The following is a 15,056-nucleotide window of genomic DNA, read 5'->3' on the forward strand; positions in this document are numbered from 1 at the left end:
AACAGCTAACTAAGGCCTTGAAAGGACTCTTCTGATGCGCTACGAACGCGACCTACAGGTCAAGCTGCAAGAAAGATACCGTCGCCTTTACAAGACGGACTACACGGTCTTCGACCGGGAGATCAAGTATTTTTACGACTTCATTCAGCGGTCGGCCGCCTTGCGTGCGATCGCAGAGCGGGTGGCAACCAGCCTCCCTGAGCTGGACGCAGATAATTGGATTGCGGAGAACTTCACACGTCGCGGTTACTATGACTGGCCCGATTCTGAGATTGGTCGCGCAAAGGTCACATGGCGCTTTATCGCGAGATGGGCAGGTGGAGAAGACCCACAGAATCACGCAAGATGCTTCTCTAATGATACCAACTTCAACGCTATGATCCGGGGCTTGACTGAAAAAGCAGTCGAGCCGTTCGTCGAGTATCTGCAAGAGCAGATCGGTTCGGCGAGTGAGATCCTCTACATGCTCGAACGGTTCGCTCGGCGTCTTGAGTGGTTCGATCAAGCGGAGCTATTCGATAAGTATGAAGCTGACACTAAGCACGGTGAGGACCTGTACGACCAGTACCTTCGCAAGTTCCTGTTTGACCAGGGCATCGACTATCCGTTCTCGCAGCCGAAATCTGCTTCCGGTCAGGCCGACATCGTGAGTGGCCTTGAAGGTGACGATCCGCTCGTCTGCGAGGTCAAGCTGTACTCCCCGGAGAAGAGTTACGACGTGGGGTACGTGGCCCAAGGGTTCCAACAGGCGGTCAGCTACGCCCAGAACTACGGCAAGAACGTGGCTTACCTCGTCGTCTTCAATCTGAGCGACCAGGGCCTACAGCTCCCTACCGACGAGGACACGAAGCCGTGGCCGCCACGGCTCCACGTTGAAGGCATCACCGTGTACATGGTGACGGTGCACGCCAAGCCGCGTCCTTCCGCCAGCAAGCGCGGGAAGTCGAGTCCGCGCGTCGTCCAGCGCGACGAGTTGGTGCGGCAGACGGGCTCCTAGATTGAGGAGACCAACCCGCAGCCGGCCACACCCCGTGAATCAGACCGGTTCAGCACGCCCGAGCACGCCCCACGTTGGCGGACACGCTAGAGCCGTCGCACCACATGCACACCGCTGGCCCACCATGAACCCAGCCGTCTACACTGGCCCGTTGCTCCTGTTGCCCCGTCTTCACCTACTTACGCGGTTCCTGGTCCTATGAGGTGTTCGTGTCACTGATCCCCGACGGCATCCCTGAGTCACACCAAGCGATCGCGCAAGAGGCAGACCGCATCCATGAGAGTGCGCTGTGGAGCGCACAAGGCCAGTTCGAGCAGGCCAAGTTGTGGCGGCTCATCAACCTGATGCTTGGCGTCCCGGCAGCAGCACTCGCCGCCATCTCCGGTGGAACCGCTCTCGGCGGTGACCTCGGTATCTGGCCGGGGGTGTTGGCTCTTATCTCGGCTGCGTTCAGCGCCACCCTGACTACCGTGAACGCGTCGCGTCGTATGACACAGGCCCAGGCTTCGGCCAGTGCCTACCTTGAACTTCAGACAACCGCACGGCAGTTCCTCACCATCGACCTGGCCGATCTTAGCCGCGAAGACGCGCGGGATGCGTTGCGCAATCTCACCAACACTCGGGATGAGCTCAACAAGACGTCCGACCCGCCGGGTCGCCTCGCATACAAGAAGTCCAGCAAGAACATCAGCGGCGGTGGCCAAAGCTATGCCACAGACGAAGGGGAGTAGGAATGGCAACGACCATCGTGGCTGCGTTCAACGAGTTCGACACCAAGGTAAAGCCCTCGCCTGCCACCTGGACCAAGGTCTACGAGCGCCGAGACATCGTCGTGAACGTCATCAAGGCGGCGTTCCCTGCCGGGAACGACATCCGCTACCAATCCCATAAGATCATCGGCTCACTCGGGCGGAACACTGCTTGCAATCCTGTCGATGACATTGACCTCATGGTGCATCTGCATGTCGACCAGGACTTGTGGAACCGAAAATACCGGGATAATTCCTCCGAGTTTCTATATCGGGTTCGGAAGGTTCTTAACGAAAACTCGCCCGTACGTAAGATTGGTGCTCGCGGCCAGGCTGTGCGGTTCTTCTACGCCGACGGCCTGAGCGTGGACGTGGCGCCGGTCGAGAAATACACGAGTGGCGATTACGGCATCCCTGATGGCGCGGGCAACTGGTTGACTACCAATCCCAACAAGCATGAGACATATCTCAACGAGCGTAACAACGCCTTGGACGGTGACCTCAAGAAGATCATCCGGTTCGCCAAGAAGTGGAACAAGGCACACAGTTCGCATCTTTCATCCTTCCACCTTGAGATGCTGGTTGCGCGAACGTACGGAACTCTGGGCAGTAATTCGCGCAAAGCGTTGCGGTTGTTCTTCGACTACAATCTCTACAACCTTTCAGTGCAGGACCCTGCTGGATTTAGCGGTGACCTTTCCACCTACTTGAACTGGGCGAGTAAGGACGCCGTAAACGACAGTCTCAAGAGTGCGCGGGACAGGGCGGACCTTGCCCTGGCGGCGGAGGATCGAGGCGACTACCGTGAAGCCATCCGTCTTTGGCGGATCATCCTGGGCAATGATTTTCCGACGTACGGATGAATTTTTCGATGACCAGATGAAGAGAGGGTCATAAATGGCTAGTGTTAAAGGTCGTTTTGAGTATCCTGACGATCTGACTCCTGGCCATTCAAAAGATGGTGGCCTCCATCATAATCTGTACGATGACCAAAAGAACCTCGTCGGGCACGCTAAATTCATTCCTGACGATGAGAACGAGGAAGACCCGCCAACGGAACCGCCGCCGCTCTTCTGCAATACGAACAAGTGCGACTGCGAGTCGGATTCCCAAACACGGGAGCGCTTGGACCCCGAGGAGATAGTCGAAGCTCTGATTATTCTCATCAAATTTGCGGAGTGGACTGCACCACGCCTTAAGAACTTGTGGAACGCTCAGGCCCTCCCGTTCATAAAGTCGACGCGCAACAGATTTGCCCGGACTCGTAAGACTGACAGCCCGGACACACCTTCCGAGTCAGCCACCTTGATTGAATCCAAATCCTCGGATTCCTCACAAGAAGTGATTGCGAAACTCGAAGAAGATCAAGTGAGCATGAGTAGCGAAGAAGCATCGGCACGCTTTGCCGCAGCCCTGATGGCTAGGCTATTCAGCGATGAACAGATGAGAATTTTGCGTAGCGCTCGGATCGAGGATGAGGGTGACTCCCTGGAGTTGAGCACCGCCGAAAATCCCACGCGTCAGCAAATCGCGGAAAATGTCAGATTGATACTTGAGGCGAATCCTTCACTGCTCACCAACGAGTCCTTGGCTGAGCTTGGGAAGATTCTCGCAAGAATTCAATCCAGGCCAAGTATATGATGCGCCTGACTGAGTCGTAGAAGCGTGTAGTCCAGAAATGAAGAACACCCCGCGCCCGACCAGCGGACACGAGGTGTTCTTCGCTAGGGGGGTGCACCTCACTTCGCCACCGGCGGGCGCATCCTCACCCCCGCCCGCTTGAGTGCCTTCCATACCGTGCTGCCGCTGATACCGAACTGCTTCCCGATCTGGTTCGTGCTCAGCCCCTGCCCGTAAAGCTCCGTGGCTTGCTCCACCTTCGCTGGTGTCATCTTGGTCAACGGGCGCTTCGCAACACCCGCACGTTCCAGGTGCCGATCCACCGTGTGGCGGTGGACTCCATACTTCCGCGCGAGCGCCTGCTCGGTGGCACCGTGCCGGTATGCCTCCACCAACTCGGCTACTTCGTCGGGCGACAGCATCCGGCACTCGCGGATCTCAGTCGCTACCGCAGGATCCACCACAATCGGCCTTACCTGCGGAACCTCCACTTGACCAGCGCCTTCCAGTGCCTTGAACAGGCGCGCAAGTGGCTTCCCAGGGTTCGAAAGCGAGTCACGGAGGCGCACCAAGAGATAATGATTTTCATTACCAAAACAGAGGTCGTCGCAGCAGTGCGGCGATCTTTTGTGTTGGATATTCGTTGTTGTATGTGCCACAAAGCTACGAAGCATAACGGCGTGACCTCTATTGCGGGGTTCGAATCTGGTTAGGGTCTTTGCCATCCGGTACATGATTTGTCAAATAGCCGACCCCTGATGGCGAGACCAGCTATGTACCGGACTTGTTGCAAAAGACGCAACAAGAGCGCATGCTTAATTTAGGTAAGCGGAGAAACGCCGGATGCCACGAGTCAGCCCAGGAGAGCATTACAAACGCTATGTTTTCTTGCGGCTTGCGTGGCTGGACTTCCCTAAGTTGTACGCAGTTCTCTCGCTTCATGAACAATGGCAACTCCATGAGTTCTATCAGCCGTCTAAGCAGCCGACTAGAGCTGAGCTCACCACCCACATTAGAAATCTTGCCGTCGTGAAGCCTGCGCTTGTCCACCAAGCCGGCAAGCACGCCCGACTGATACAGCGCGTCTTTCGGCAGATTTCTGAGGAGCTTGATATTCCACGTTCGGAGTGGAATTCGGTGTTAAGCACACCGATTCGACGCCGCAATCCATCGCCGGCACGCATGGATGCGTTGGATGGAAAACGCTACACGATTGCGGTGGTGGCGAGGCCGGAGGTGAATATGAAACTACTCATCCGCGCATTAATTGAGCTTACTGCTACTAAACAAGAGAGTTGAGCTGTCGCCATGCTTTCCTTTTACTGTCAAAAAAACTATACTGGTTGTAGTAAATGGAGATATGTCAACATGTGGACACACCCTGATGTCACCGGACAAAACATAACAGCCCAGTTTCCCGAAGTGTTCGACAAGCACGATTTTCTATACTTCAGCTTGCCCAGCGGACGCATGGCGAACTTCTTTAAGAGTTCTCAATATTTGGATGCGTCCCGTCGTACGCGAGATATAGGGAAAATCTTCTCTGCTGTGCAGTGCGCAATGCAGACCGACAAGCATAAGAGTCTCGAGCAGTTCCTGAAAGGTAAGGGTGCTAAAGAGCAACTCGCAAACGCCTTGACGTCAGAGGATGTAGGCATCTTGCTTGATGAGTTATTCAACGAGTACAACGATAAGTATGGCATGGGTCGTCAGATACGCGCTTTCTACAGGGAGAATCTCGACGAGGACGGTCGACGTACACTCCTCGGTAAAATTCCGCTACCGTCCCATCTCTGGCAGTCCGACGCCAATCGACGGCTCGACGCGCGAGTCAACTTCTTACTTGAAATGCGCAACGATGATAGTCATGCAGCGACCTACCAGCCTCTGGCTGATGAAAGACATATGCCTCGACATTGCGAGCGAGGCAAGGGTAATCCACCGACCACATGGCCGGTCTATCTGACCTTTGAAGATCTACACGAAATCACTAGACGAGCGCTGGCGCATCTTTGGCTAAAAGAGTATGAAACCTACTGGCACGGCGGTGGCAAGGAAATTATCGAAGAGAGCGTCGCCCGAGTCCAGAAACAGTGCGACGAACTGAACTCGCGCAGATAGGCAACCAGCGGGCATATCTTTACACGTACATCATACTAAGCTCTGAAAGAGACAAGATTGCGATATACTGAGTAGCGAATATGAGGCAGAAGAAAACAATGCAGAGAAAACTCCGGCAATGGAGAGTTCGATTATCATTCTCCCCTCTACAGAGAAGAGATTTCATACAACGTACACTAGATTCAATCGCCCTTCACTCAAAAAGAACCGTGCTCCTTGGTGGAGCTGCGACGACTGCGGTCTTATTCGTGACTGGTCGCAGTATCGTTGAAGCGGATAATATCTTAAGTGGTTTTCTGATCAACTTGAGCGCGAGTACGGCTATAATTGTCGTCACTACTCTGTTAATTGAAACTCTCCAAGACCGGCGCCAAAACGCGCTTAAATCAACATCAGCGGTCATGGCCTACGACAAAGTAGAGCAGGAAATACGCCACTTAGTCGGCGCAGCTCGGTATCTCTACTTCGGCAAAGACAATACGGATATTATGAATGACGAGAGATTAAGTAAACTCTCTCGATCAATAGACAGAAACGGCAGGTATTGGGAGTTTGTGTGGGAAGTGAGAAAAATTGAAGTTGAGTATCTCTCCGCCCTCACCGATTCCCGACTTGCTCAGCTCGAACGGAATGAAGCAGAGATACTCCACGAGAAGCTCATAAAAGCAGCCAAGACAGTGCAAGACGTACTTCAACTGCACGGTCAATCTTTAGATTCTGAAACACATACCGAATTCGTCTACATATGGCAAATGTTACATGATTGTTGGGATAGCGACAGTCGACAGGCGGGGTTTATTATGAAACTTAAACACCCGCACTCCAAGATAGGCAAAGAAGGTGCATTTTATATGCGTGCATTTTTTGAAGCCCTCGAAGAATCATGCATCTCACTGGCTGGGCTGCCTTTAAGAAAGAGTTCTCACTACTTCACTTCTTAAGCGCTTTCCCAACCGTACTCGCACTCACTCCAAGTTCCCGACCAACACGCACCAAACTCCATCCCTGCGCCTGGAGCTCGCGTGCTCGTGCAATCCTACCGGGTGTCATCTTGACCATGGGACGCTTGGCGACGCCTGCGCGCTCGAGATGCCGGTCTACCGTATGGCGATGGACGCCATACTGACGAGCCAGTTCGTTCATTTCGGCTCCATGCCGGTATGCCTCGACCAGTCCTGTCACTTCGTCCGGCGACAACATCCGACACTCGCGGATGTCCGTCGCTACAGCCGGATCGGTCGGCGCGGGCTCTACCTGTTGTGACAACGCCACCACACCGGCATCCCCCAGCGCTTTGAGTAGCCGAACCAGGGGCTTACTGGGGTTCGAAAGGGAGTCACGGAGGCGCACAGGGAAAATCGCAGGTCAAGGGCCCTTCCGTCCGGCAGACGGGAGGGCCTTTGGGCTGTCGGGGGCCTGGGGAGTGCCAGGCCTGCAACTGGCGGCTGATCGCGCGGGAAATTCCTGCCGTGACCGTCGTGGCCAGGATCCAGCCCGACGCGATCAGTGTGCAGGCCAGCCATTGGCCGGTGTCCCGGGGAGCGAAGGCGGATTCCTGGCCGAAGGTGATGATCGGGACCAGCAGGTCGAGGGTGTAGAAGACGGCGTTGAACTGTGGTGTCTTGCCCGCTTCGAGCGGTGCCGGAGGATACGGGCCGAAGTACAGCGCGCCGCAGACGAGCAGGTCCAGCAGCCAGAGGCAGGCGCGGAGGGGACGGTAGCCGTAGCCGACGGCCGCGTCCTGGACGTATCCCCAGACGCGGACGTACGGGGCGAGCGCCGTACGGCGGTGGCGCTGTCTGGCGAGCAGCGTGGAGGCGCCTTCCTGCGCTCGTCTGTCAGTCGCCGGGAGTGGCGGTCAGCGCGTCGACCAGTTGCCGGGCGCGTGTCTCCTCGCTCAGGAGGAGCTCGACCAGCGGGCCCGTGCCCGGGTCGACCGGCGATTCGCCGCCGGAGTCGGCCGTACTCACCGCACTCGGGCCCGCGGCCTCTTCGAGGTACTGCTCGACGGGGCGGGCGTCGGCCGTCAGAAGGACGTGATCGCCGGTCAGCGCACTGTGCACCGAGGCGTAGTCGATGCCCAGGCCGGCCAGCCGCTCGCCGCCCGCGTACCGGGTGTCGGGAGCGGGAGCGTTCTCCGCCGCCAGGTGCGGGTACCGGAGCGCGACCTCGTGGGTGGCGAGGATCGCCAGCAGGACGTGCTCGGTGCCGACCGTCCTGTCGCCGAGGCGACGCGCCTGCTCGTAGGTCTCCATCCCGGTCCACCAGGCGGGCTTGGACGCCAGGTTGATCCCGGCGCTCTTGACCAGCCAGCGCTTCCAGAAGGGCAGATGACGGTACTGGTCACGACCGAGAAGTACGTCGCGGGTGGCGTGCAGATGGGGTGCGAGGCCGTCCGCCTCACCGACCGTGCCACCGGTGCCTCCGTCGAGGCGGTCCCGTACGGCTTGCGGTGAGATCCCGCAGACGCCCAGCAACTCGACCGCGCGGTTGCCCTCCACCCGGCTGTCCTCCACATTGCTGTCCTCCGTACGGCTGTCCTCCTCCAGCAACGCCCGCAGCAGATGGACCGCGCCGAACTTCGACGCGCCTTCTCGTCGTGCCTGACCCATCGCCGCCGTCAACGCTCCGGCCGCGGCGCCCGTGAAGCGGTCGCGCCGGCCCCCGTCCTCCCCGAGCACGTCCTGCGCGGCGACGCTTCCCTCGGCGTCGTCGGCGCCGCGCCACGCGTCGTCCCGGCCCATCCGGTCCCGTATCACCGCCAACAGCACGGTCTGGGTGGCCCCTTCGGCGGCGAGTGCTTCGCGCGCGGGCCCTTTGGTCGTGGTGATGGCGGCGAGAAGGTGCTCGGTGCCGATGGCCGCGCCGTCGGTCGCGAGCGCGCCGCCCCGGGCGGCCCCCAGGATGCCTACGGTCTTCCAGTCGGGCTCGATGAGTGCTTCCACGATCGCTTCCATGCTGCCTTCCCGCTTCTTGCCGGTCATGGCGTCCAGCCTCCCCGACGGCGGGTGGAGATCGCGTCGCACCAGGGGTGGATCTCCTTCTCCATCTGTGGATAGGGAACGGGCTCGAGTGAGGGAGTACGGGGGCGGCGTCCCGAAACCACGGAACGCCGCCCCCGAGTCGCCGACGCGGATCAACTGGTCGTGCAGGCAGTGCCGTTGACCGTGAAGGCGGTCGGCGCCGCGTTCGTCGTCCCCTTCACCCCGATGAAGCCGACGGTGACCGAGCCCGCCGCCGGGATCGTGGCTGTGTAGGAGGCGGGTACGACGCTCACGGCGGCGCCCGTCTGGGTGGGCGTGCCGCCCCACATGTTGCTGATGGTCTGGCCGTTGGCGAAGGAGAAGCCCAGGGTCCAGTTGGTGAGGGTGGCCGTGCCCGTGTTGCGGAGGGTGATGTCGCCCTGGAAGCCGCCCTGCCACTCGCCGACCACTCGGTAGGCGACCGAGCAGCTGACTCCGGGGGTGCCGCCACCCTGGGACGTGGTGACGTTCACCGTCGCCGAGCGGGACGAACGGTTGCCGGCCGCGTCACGGGCGTACACGGCGAAGGTGTACGCCGTGGCCGCGGTGAGGCCGGTGACCGTGACGGTGCCGGTGGTGGAGGCGGCGACCGTGGTCTCCGTACCGCCGCTGCTCACCCGTACGACGTCGTAGCCGGCGACGCCGACGTTGTCCGTCGAGGCGGCCCAGGTCAGGGTGGTCGAGGTGGCGGTGGTCGCGGAGGCGGCCGGGGTGCCGGGGGCGGTCGGGGCCTGGGTGTCGGTGCCGGTACCGGCGTAGATCGTGGCCTCTTCGGACGTCTGGGCGATGCCGTTGGCGCCGTTGAAGATGCGCTGGCCCCAGGAGCTGAGCTGCGTCGGGGCGAAGCCGATCGACAGGTCGAGGATCGGGTCCGTGTTGCCGCTCCAGGACCAGGCCAGATAGCCGAGGTCGAGTTGCTCGGCCGTGGCCATCATCGTGTCCTCGTCCGGGTCGCCCCACTGGTCGGCGGGGCCGCCGAACTCGCCTATCAGGATGGGGAGTTCTGCCGTGACGAAGGCGTTGAGGTAGTCGGTGATCTCTGCCGCCGTGTCGAAGACGCTGTACATGTGGATCGAGAAGATCAGGTTGCCGGTGGTGTCCGCGTTGTACACGGACTGGGCGTTGGCACGCATGACGCCCTGCCAGTCCTGGCCCCAGTTGGGCGCGTCCACCATGATCGTGTGCTCGAAGCCGGCGGCGCGGAGTTTCTGTACGGCGGCGATGGTGGGGGCGGTCCAGCCCGCCGGATCGGTGTTGCCCCAGGGCTCGTTGCCGATGTTGATGACGACGTAGTTCTCCTGGCCCGCGAGCACGCTCTTGAGGCCGATCCAGTAGTCGGCCGCCTGGTCGAGCGTGCCGGCGGCGGCGTCCTCGCCGTAGCCGGTGGTGTCGTGCACCTCCAGTACGCAGATCAGCCGGTTGGCCTTGCACTGGGCGACGACGGCGGCCACGTCGGCGGCGGTGTTCGCGGTCCAGCGGTGGCCGTCGGCGAGGACGACGCGGACGGTGTTGGCGCCCAACGCCTTGACGTCCCTGAGGGATTGGGTCTGGTTCGGGTACCAGGTGTGGGCGTGGTTGACGCCCCGCATCACGAAATCGTTGCCGTTGCCTTCGAGGAGACGGCCGTTGGAGATGTGAATGCCGGTGGCCTGGGTGGTGGGGGGCGGCTCGACCACCTCATGTGCCTGCGCCTGGGCGGGAGTTGGGGCGAGCGCCAGGAGACCGAGGAGGGTGACCAGTGCGGTCAGCAGGACGGCTAAGGGGCTCTTTCGCGTGGTGCTTCTCGTGGTGCTTCTCGTGGTGCTTCTCGTTGTTCTCACTGCGACTCCAGAAAGTGAGCGCCAAGAAACTTCAGCATCAGCGGAAACGTGGGAGCGCTCCCATAAACCCACTGCGGCAGGGGCACGTCAAGGCGTCGCGCACACGCAGGAACCCTGGACCTATACTTGCATGAAAGAAAGTTTCATTGCCGAAACGCTCCCAGCACGGAGCCAACCATGCGAGGTCGTACGTCGTGAACGGGTTCATCGGACGCCGAACCGAGCTCGCGCAGCTGGACGCCCTGACGCACGCCGTCCAAGCCGGCGGGCGCAGCGGACGGCCAGGGCGGGCGGTGCTGATCCGCGGGCGGCGCCGCGTGGGCAAGTCCCGGCTGGTCGAGGAGTTCCTTGAGCGCGCGGAGATGCCGCATGTCTTCTTCACGGCCGTCGGCGGATCCCGCGAGGAAGATCTGACAGGTTTCACTGCCGAGGTGGCAGCGTCCAGCCTCCCCGAAGCCGCCCGTTTCGCAGAATTCGCAGCCCCTCAGTCCTGGGACGCGGCACTCGGTCTGCTCGCAACGGCCCTGCCCACCGACAGGCCCAGTGTCGTCGTACTCGACGAGATGCCCTACCTCGTTCGCGAGGACCCCACCTTCGAGGGCGCCCTACAGAAAGCCTTCGACCGGAACCTGTCCAAGTTGCCCGTACTGCTGGTCCTCATCGGCTCCGACATCGCCATGATGGAGAAGCTGAACACCTACGGTCGCCCCTTCTACCAGCGCGGCACCGAGATGGTCGTCCCCCCGCTCACCCCGCACGACGTCGCCACCATGCTCGATCTGTCTCCCGCGAATGCCTTCGACGCCTATCTCGTCTCCGGCGGGCTCCCTTTGATCCTGGAGGAGTGGCCGCACGGCACCGACCTCTGGGGATACCTGCGGCAGGCTCTCCGCATGCCCACCTCGGCCCTGCTCGTCAGCGGCGAGCGCTCCATTGCCGCCGAATTCCCCACAGAGGCGCAGGCCCGTACCGTCCTTGGTGCCATCGGGCACGGCGAGCGCACCTTCACCCTCATCGGCCGGGCCGCCGGCGGCCTCAACCCCGGCTCCGTCACCCGCTCCCTGGATTTCCTCACCGGCCGCCGCATGGTCGCCGCCGAGCTGCCCCTGTCCACCAGGCCGAGCCGTGAGACCCGCTACCGTATCGACGACCCCTATCTGCGCTTCTGGCTCTCGTTCATCGGCCCCGGTATCCCGGCCGTCGAGCGCGGACGCGGCGACCGAGTACTGGATGCCATCCACACCAGCTGGCCCTCGTGGCGCGGCCGGGCCATCGAGCCCGTGCTCCGGGAAGCGCTCTGGCGTCTGGCCGACGACCGCCTCCCCGAGGACACCAACGCCATCGGTGGCTACTGGACCCGCACCAACGACCCCGAGATCGACCTGATCGGCGCCGACCGCTCCCCCATCGCCAAGAAGATCACCTTCGTCGGCTCCATCAAGTGGCTGGAGAACAAGCCCTTCGACCACCGCGACCTCGCCCGCCTCATCACCCACCGCTCCCAGCTCCCCGGAGCCGACGACGACACTCCACTCGTCGCCGTCGCCCGCAGCAACTGCACCGCCGAAGGAGTTCTCGGCTTCACCCCCGAAGACCTGATCAACGCCTGGCCCTGACCGGACGGCTCGTCATCCAGCGCTGGATCGCGAGCTGCGGAACGTACGGCGATACGCGTCCGGGGGCACCCCGATCGTGCGGTTGAAGTGGCGGCGCAGGGTGGTGGCGGTGCCCATGTCGACGGCCTCGGCGATGGCGTCGACGCTGTCGCCGGTGGCCTCCAGCAGTTCTTGTGCGCGCCGGATGCGCTGGGTCAGCAGCCACTGGAGCGGGGTGGTGCCGGTGATCGTGCGGAAATGACGGCCGAGGTTGCGCGAACTCATGTTCGCCCGGCGGGCCAGGTCCTCCACGGTCAGCGGGCGGTCGCGGCGGGCGGGTGGCGCGGGGGCGGGACATCTACGCGGTGAGCGCGCCGTTGGCTGTGAAGGCGGTGGGGTGGGTGTTGGCGGGGCGGGGGCGGGGGGGTGGGGGTTGTGTCGGCGGGGGCGGTGTTCGACGCGGCGGATTTCCTTGGCGCTCTGTCGGCGCACATCTCACTCGAAGTGCTTCGGTAGGCGCCCGTCAACTCGTGCGCCAGGCGCCGAGGAGTTCCTCGGGACCGTACGCCGCCTGGAGCCCGGAGCAACTGACCCCATTGCGGGAGACCGCGACGAGCGGTACCGGCTCGTCGGTGATCGCCGCGCGATGCTTCTGGAGCACGGCCAGGTCGTGGCTGTCGAACACGGAGTTCTCCAGCCACTTGACCGAGCCGAGGAAGAGCAACTGCCGGGCCACCGGCTGCCGGTCGGCGCCCACGAGGTCGATCTCGACGTCGTTGCTGCGGGTCCAGTACCCGCCGATCGCCGGGGCGGCGGGCAGGGTGCCGTCCGGCAGGAGTCGGGCGAGGGACTCCCGGACCAGGGGCTCGATCGCGCGGCCCCGCCAGCTCGTCCACCGTTCCTTGATCCGGCCCAGCGTGAGATCCCCTCGCCCACGTTCGATCTCCGCCATGTGCGGGTCCAGGAACGCGAGCCAGAACCGCAGGTAGGGGTCTGCCACCCGATAGCGGCGTTCCTTCGACGGCCGTAGGGAGAGGGGCAGTTCGGCTGCCACGATCCCTTTCCCGGTCAGGAGCTCGGTGGCACGGGTGAGAGTGGTGTGGGAGATGCCGCCGGCGGCGCGGGCGATGTTGGTGAAGGTCCGCTCGCCGGTGCCGATGGCCCGTAGGACTTCCCCGCTCATCGCCTGTGGGGGGAACTCCGCGGCGAGCGAGCGCTCGGCGGAGACCAGCAGTGCCGAGATGGGATTGTCGAGCGAGTCACGGAGGAACTCCCATACGTCCGCTCCGGGCCGCCACTCCGCGCAGATCAGTGGTAGGCCGCCGGTGATCAGGGCGGCGTCGAAGGCGGCCGCCGGTTCCAGGTCGAGCATCTCGCCGATGTCGGCGGGGTTGAGCGGGCCCACGACCATCTCCCGCCCGCGCTGGTGGAAGGGGCGGTCGTAGCTGTTCAGCGCCTCCATCATCGACAGGTCGGAGCCGACCAGGAGGAGCAGGACCGGCTTGCGGCTGAGCAGCCGGTCCCACGCCCGCTGCAACATGCCCTCGAAAGCGTCGATGCGGTCCATGAGATACGGGACCTCGTCGATGACGACCACGCTCGGGCGGTCGTCGGGCAGGACCTCGGCGAGGAGCCTGAAGGCCGCGTTCCACTGCGTGGGGGCCTCCTCCGAGAACAGTTCCCGGCCGGGGAGCGTGGACCGGTCGACGGCATCGAGCAGCTCCGTCAGCTCGCCCTCCGCCGTTCCGCCGGCCGCGGTGAAGAAGAGATACGGCGTCTCGGTACGCCGGAGGAACTCCTCGACGAGGCTGGACTTGCCTACTCGGCGCCTGCCTCGCATGAGGATGCACTGGCCTGGCGCCGGCGACCCGGCGGCATCGCCGACCGCTTGCAGGGCGGTGCGGAGGACGGTCAGCTCGCGGTCCCTGCCGATGAAACGGCGCATGAGAAGACTCCCGTAGACAATGGTATCGGTAGCGATACTATCGCCGTCGATACCATCTCGCCCCCGGGCAGCAGCCGATGGCCCGCCAGGCAGACCTCCCGTATCTTCGGGCAGCTCCGCCTCCTCGGGCTGGTCAGCGACCGGGCCGGCGGAAGAAGATCGCCTCAACGGAGTGGCACGCGAGGCGAGTTCGTCCCGAAGGGTCGCTCCGCCTCTGCTCCTGGAAGGTGGACAACCCCCCATGAAGCAAATCGCCAAACAGGCGGTCCTGGCCGCGCTCACGTCCGTCGCGGTGACGGCCTCGCTCACCGTCGGCGCGACGAGCGCGTTCGCGATCAACGAGGGCACGTGCAGCAGGACCGACTTCCTGCAGATCACCATCCACCGGCCCGGCGAGAACTCGCAGATGCGGTGCTACGCCAACGCCGGAGAGGCCGACCTGATCTCCACGAACTGGTGGGTCACCCGGATCTCGACGGGCAACAACCGCGTCCAGTGGCTCGGGGACGGAAGCTGGCAGCCCGCTCAGGGGATCAACAAGTGGACCGTCATGACCTGGCCGAACCATCCGGGCGGGGTCAGCATCAACAAGGTCAGGATCCTCTGAAGCACCGGCTGACCGGCTGTACGGGACGGCGGTCCTGGCGATCGCCGTCTCCGGCCGACATGGCCACGGCAGGCCACGGCAGGGCTATGAGAAAGCCCAGCCGCTCCACTGCCCGACCCGAACGGCGACCACGGGGCCCTGGGGAGGGGAGTCCTTGTACTGCCCGTACCGGTCGTACTTGCCGCAAAGCAACTCCACCGCGTGGAGCCGCTCCTCGCCGTCCTCCAGGACTTCCCCGCGCCCGTCGGCACGCGCCCACCACAGCCGTGCCCAGTCCTCGTCATAGTGGTCGACCAGCACCGTCACCGACGGGTTCTCCCGGATGTTGCGCAAGCGGCGCAGGTCCCACGTGCTTTTGGGCTTGTGGTCGACGGCGAAATACAGGACGTCGTCCAGGACGACGAAGGTCACGGGTACCGCGTGGGGTACCCCGTGGCGGTCGGCCGTCGCCAGCCGGGCGACGGGCGATGCGATGAAACGTTCCCGGGCAACTGGTGGCGAGAGTTTCATGCGTCCCACGGTAGTCGCGCGGATCTCCATTGCTCCTGCCGTCTTCCGCCAGGAAAAGGGGACGGGAGG

General features: G+C 62.6%; 15 protein-coding genes and 3 pseudogenes. 11 read left to right on the forward strand and 7 right to left on the reverse strand.

Going from position 1 to position 15,056, the window contains the following annotated elements; translation table 11 throughout:
* The first annotated feature begins 34 nt into the window (after positions 1-34).
* From ACWCRB_RS20285 to ACWCRB_RS20300, 4 genes are all read left to right on the forward strand, one after another.
* Positions 35-997, forward strand: coding sequence for a hypothetical protein (locus tag ACWCRB_RS20285; RefSeq protein WP_086747852.1), 963 nt, complete (start codon positions 35-37; stop codon positions 995-997).
* A gap of 209 nt (positions 998-1,206) precedes the next feature.
* Entirely contained in the window at positions 1,207-1,728 is a 522-nt protein-coding gene (locus tag ACWCRB_RS20290) for an SLATT domain-containing protein (RefSeq protein ID WP_450997364.1), read from the forward strand.
* Between the two features lie 2 nt (positions 1,729-1,730).
* A complete protein-coding gene (locus ACWCRB_RS20295; RefSeq protein ID WP_450997365.1) occupies positions 1,731-2,609 on the forward strand; it encodes an SMODS domain-containing nucleotidyltransferase in 879 nt (292 codons plus the stop codon).
* Between the two features lie 34 nt (positions 2,610-2,643).
* Complete coding sequence (locus ACWCRB_RS20300; RefSeq protein ID WP_450997366.1) at positions 2,644-3,387, forward strand: hypothetical protein; 744 nt, start codon at positions 2,644-2,646, stop codon at positions 3,385-3,387.
* A gap of 98 nt (positions 3,388-3,485) precedes the next feature.
* Here ACWCRB_RS20300 and ACWCRB_RS20305 read toward each other — a convergent pair whose 3' ends face one another.
* Positions 3,486-3,935, reverse strand: a complete 450-nt coding sequence (locus ACWCRB_RS20305; protein WP_450997367.1) for a hypothetical protein — start codon at positions 3,933-3,935, stop codon at positions 3,486-3,488.
* A gap of 274 nt (positions 3,936-4,209) precedes the next feature.
* On the opposite strand from ACWCRB_RS20305, the gene ACWCRB_RS20310 reads away from it, so the two are divergent.
* The 4 genes from ACWCRB_RS20310 to ACWCRB_RS20325 all read left to right on the forward strand — a co-directional run bounded on the left by ACWCRB_RS20310 (position 4,210) and on the right by ACWCRB_RS20325 (position 6,750).
* A complete protein-coding gene (locus ACWCRB_RS20310) occupies positions 4,210-4,665 on the forward strand; it encodes a hypothetical protein (protein WP_450997368.1) in 456 nt (151 codons plus the stop codon).
* Positions 4,666-4,734: 69 nt separating this feature from the next.
* Positions 4,735-5,487 (forward strand): hypothetical protein, encoded by a 753-nt coding sequence (locus tag ACWCRB_RS20315; protein ID WP_450997369.1) that lies wholly within the window; start codon positions 4,735-4,737, stop codon positions 5,485-5,487.
* A 248-nt stretch (positions 5,488-5,735) separates the two neighbouring features.
* Entirely contained in the window at positions 5,736-6,428 is a 693-nt protein-coding gene (locus ACWCRB_RS20320; RefSeq protein WP_450997370.1) for a hypothetical protein, read from the forward strand.
* Between the two features lie 169 nt (positions 6,429-6,597).
* Positions 6,598-6,750 (forward strand): hypothetical protein, encoded by a 153-nt coding sequence (locus ACWCRB_RS20325; RefSeq protein ID WP_450997371.1) that lies wholly within the window; start codon positions 6,598-6,600, stop codon positions 6,748-6,750.
* 175 nt (positions 6,751-6,925) lie between these two features.
* Here the strand turns inward: ACWCRB_RS20325 and ACWCRB_RS20330 are convergent.
* The 3 genes and pseudogenes from ACWCRB_RS20330 to ACWCRB_RS20340 all read right to left on the reverse strand — a co-directional run.
* A pseudogene (locus ACWCRB_RS20330) lies at positions 6,926-7,312 on the reverse strand (oxidoreductase); the annotation flags it as partial.
* A 13-nt stretch (positions 7,313-7,325) separates the two neighbouring features.
* Positions 7,326-8,513 (reverse strand): Clp protease N-terminal domain-containing protein, encoded by a 1,188-nt coding sequence (locus ACWCRB_RS20335; protein WP_450997372.1) that lies wholly within the window; start codon positions 8,511-8,513, stop codon positions 7,326-7,328.
* 110 nt (positions 8,514-8,623) lie between these two features.
* Positions 8,624-10,330, reverse strand: a complete 1,707-nt coding sequence (locus ACWCRB_RS20340; protein WP_450997373.1) for a cellulase family glycosylhydrolase — start codon at positions 10,328-10,330, stop codon at positions 8,624-8,626.
* Between the two features lie 194 nt (positions 10,331-10,524).
* On the opposite strand from ACWCRB_RS20340, the gene ACWCRB_RS20345 reads away from it, so the two are divergent.
* Positions 10,525-11,946, forward strand: a complete 1,422-nt coding sequence (locus tag ACWCRB_RS20345; RefSeq protein ID WP_450997374.1) for an ATP-binding protein — start codon at positions 10,525-10,527, stop codon at positions 11,944-11,946.
* Between the two features lie 12 nt (positions 11,947-11,958).
* On the opposite strand, the pseudogene ACWCRB_RS20350 reads toward ACWCRB_RS20345, so the two are convergent.
* Positions 11,959-12,258: pseudogene (locus ACWCRB_RS20350) on the reverse strand (helix-turn-helix domain-containing protein); the annotation flags it as partial.
* A gap of 2 nt (positions 12,259-12,260) precedes the next feature.
* On the opposite strand from ACWCRB_RS20350, the pseudogene ACWCRB_RS20355 reads away from it, so the two are divergent.
* Positions 12,261-12,441: pseudogene (locus tag ACWCRB_RS20355) on the forward strand (saccharopine dehydrogenase); the annotation flags it as partial.
* Between the two features lie 7 nt (positions 12,442-12,448).
* On the opposite strand, the gene ACWCRB_RS20360 reads toward ACWCRB_RS20355, so the two are convergent.
* A complete protein-coding gene (locus ACWCRB_RS20360) occupies positions 12,449-13,870 on the reverse strand; it encodes an ATP-binding protein (protein ID WP_450997375.1) in 1,422 nt (473 codons plus the stop codon).
* A 241-nt stretch (positions 13,871-14,111) separates the two neighbouring features.
* On the opposite strand from ACWCRB_RS20360, the gene ACWCRB_RS20365 reads away from it, so the two are divergent.
* On the forward strand, positions 14,112-14,477 hold the full coding sequence (locus ACWCRB_RS20365) for a beta/gamma crystallin domain-containing protein (RefSeq protein ID WP_450997376.1): 366 nt from the start codon (positions 14,112-14,114) through the stop codon (positions 14,475-14,477).
* 84 nt (positions 14,478-14,561) lie between these two features.
* Here the strand turns inward: ACWCRB_RS20365 and ACWCRB_RS20370 are convergent, their stop codons facing one another.
* Positions 14,562-14,987 (reverse strand): TIGR03668 family PPOX class F420-dependent oxidoreductase, encoded by a 426-nt coding sequence (locus tag ACWCRB_RS20370; RefSeq protein ID WP_450997377.1) that lies wholly within the window; start codon positions 14,985-14,987, stop codon positions 14,562-14,564.
* Positions 14,988-15,056 lie beyond the last annotated feature (69 nt).

The sequence above is a fragment of the Streptomyces sp. NPDC002156 genome (genome assembly GCF_053593675.1).

Excerpts from the sequence above, each read along its gene's own strand:
- ACWCRB_RS20285 (WP_086747852.1), top strand. The coding sequence starts at position 35 with ATGCGCTACGAACGCGACCTACAGGTCAAGCTGCAAGAAAGATACCGT.
- ACWCRB_RS20295 (WP_450997365.1), top strand. The coding sequence starts at position 1,731 with ATGGCAACGACCATCGTGGCTGCGTTCAACGAGTTCGACACCAAGGTA.
- ACWCRB_RS20300 (WP_450997366.1), top strand. The coding sequence starts at position 2,644 with ATGGCTAGTGTTAAAGGTCGTTTTGAGTATCCTGACGATCTGACTCCT.
- ACWCRB_RS20310 (WP_450997368.1), top strand. The coding sequence starts at position 4,210 with ATGCCACGAGTCAGCCCAGGAGAGCATTACAAACGCTATGTTTTCTTG.
- ACWCRB_RS20315 (WP_450997369.1), top strand. The coding sequence starts at position 4,735 with ATGTGGACACACCCTGATGTCACCGGACAAAACATAACAGCCCAGTTT.
- ACWCRB_RS20325 (WP_450997371.1), top strand. The coding sequence starts at position 6,598 with ATGGACGCCATACTGACGAGCCAGTTCGTTCATTTCGGCTCCATGCCG.
- ACWCRB_RS20360 (WP_450997375.1), bottom strand. The coding sequence starts at position 13,870 with ATGCGCCGTTTCATCGGCAGGGACCGCGAGCTGACCGTCCTCCGCACC.
- ACWCRB_RS20365 (WP_450997376.1), top strand. The coding sequence starts at position 14,112 with ATGAAGCAAATCGCCAAACAGGCGGTCCTGGCCGCGCTCACGTCCGTC.
- ACWCRB_RS20370 (WP_450997377.1), bottom strand. The coding sequence starts at position 14,987 with ATGAAACTCTCGCCACCAGTTGCCCGGGAACGTTTCATCGCATCGCCC.